Annotated in this window: 2 protein-coding genes; both read left to right on the top strand. The window is 25.8% G+C overall.

Going from position 1 to position 1,202, the window contains the following annotated elements; genetic code table 11:
* The first annotated feature begins 271 nt into the window (after positions 1–271).
* Positions 272–955, top strand: a complete 684-nt coding sequence (locus AA088_RS17430) for a hypothetical protein (RefSeq protein WP_157547347.1) — start codon at positions 272–274, stop codon at positions 953–955.
* Positions 936–1,157: a hypothetical protein gene (locus tag AA088_RS17425; RefSeq protein ID WP_046746325.1), complete on the top strand. Its 222-nt coding sequence runs from the start codon at positions 936–938 to the stop codon at positions 1,155–1,157. The genes AA088_RS17430 and AA088_RS17425 overlap by 20 nt, the downstream gene beginning before the upstream one ends.
* Positions 1,158–1,202 lie beyond the last annotated feature (45 nt).

The raw sequence follows: 1,202 nt of genomic DNA, 5'->3' as shown, positions 1-1,202 counted from the left end.
GTTCCACGCAATTAGGGAATGTTTTAGATGAAGATTTACATTCTCGTCTTTTAAAAAAATAAAAATATTATTTAATTGAGGATTCCCGTAATGTCTTTAATGTATAGTTTTCTAATTTCACTTATTAAAGTGTATTAATTACAACTAAAAATCAATGGTAAACAAGTGGATATACACAATAGGTAATTTACTGACTATAATAATTTTAGCATTAGTCTTTGAATTTAATTTATTAATGTATGTACCCATACTCTCAATAATAAATCTAATCTTGATAATATTCGACCTAACTAGAAAATATATTATCGATTCAGCATTAGTAAAAAGAATAAAAGATTTTAAAAGAGAGTTAAAAGGATATAGATTTCTTGCAAGACCTGCAAATATTAGTGAAATTGATTTTTTATATTCAGAATTTCAAAAAATTTTTGGTAACGATTTACTCAATAAAACTGAACTAAAGAAAATTCAAAATAAAAATAAACATTGTGTTTGGCTAGTGTGTCAAGAATTTAAAAATAGAGACATTTCTAAAAGATATAAAGTTATTGGTTTTTTTGAGATTTTTCCAGTTCGTAAAGCATATGAGAAAAAATTGATTTTAAATGATGAAGATGGAAGAACTCTGAGACATAAGGATGTAAACGGAAGCAGTTTACATACTCAAACAAAATTTTATTTGGGAAGTATAGGTGTAATTCATGAACTTAACAATACTAATAATATTTTCAAAGCAGCAGTTTTAAAGGAGTTTAAAGAGTTCATATATAATCTTAATAAGGATAACCCTATTACACTTTATGCTAGACCAGTGACACAAGACGGTAAAAGGTTAATTGATCGTTATCATTTCAAAAAAACAGATACTTCTTGTTTGACTTATGATTGTGTTTGGGTTTTAGATTTGAAAAAAGAAACCATTAAATATAGAGAAGATGGAACACTTGAATTTTGAAGAGCTTTTTGAACTTACAAAAGATAATTTGATTGGTTTGTGGAGATTTAATTCAATTTCTAAACCTATTTCTTGGTGTGCAACGTATGTTTTCAATGGTAATTACTATGATGTCGGAGAGTTTAAATCGCCAAAATCAGCAATAGAGAGAGTTTACATTGAATTACAATATATGAAAGAGCAAAATTTTAAGGATTATTAATCTTCTATAATGTAAATGTTTTGTACTCAAATTTAAAAAAAAAAA

Source organism: Kordia zhangzhouensis (assembly GCF_001005305.1).
Lineage (GTDB): Bacteria > Bacteroidota > Bacteroidia > Flavobacteriales > Flavobacteriaceae > Kordia > Kordia zhangzhouensis.
The sequence above is the reverse complement of the archived record's forward strand: the minus strand, read 5'-3'. Positions and strand labels throughout refer to the sequence as shown.

What these genes read in the sequence shown, in the direction of transcription:
- AA088_RS17425 (WP_046746325.1), top strand. Translation starts at nt 936, where the DNA reads ATGGAACACTTGAATTTTGAAGAGCTTTTTGAACTTACAAAAGATAAT.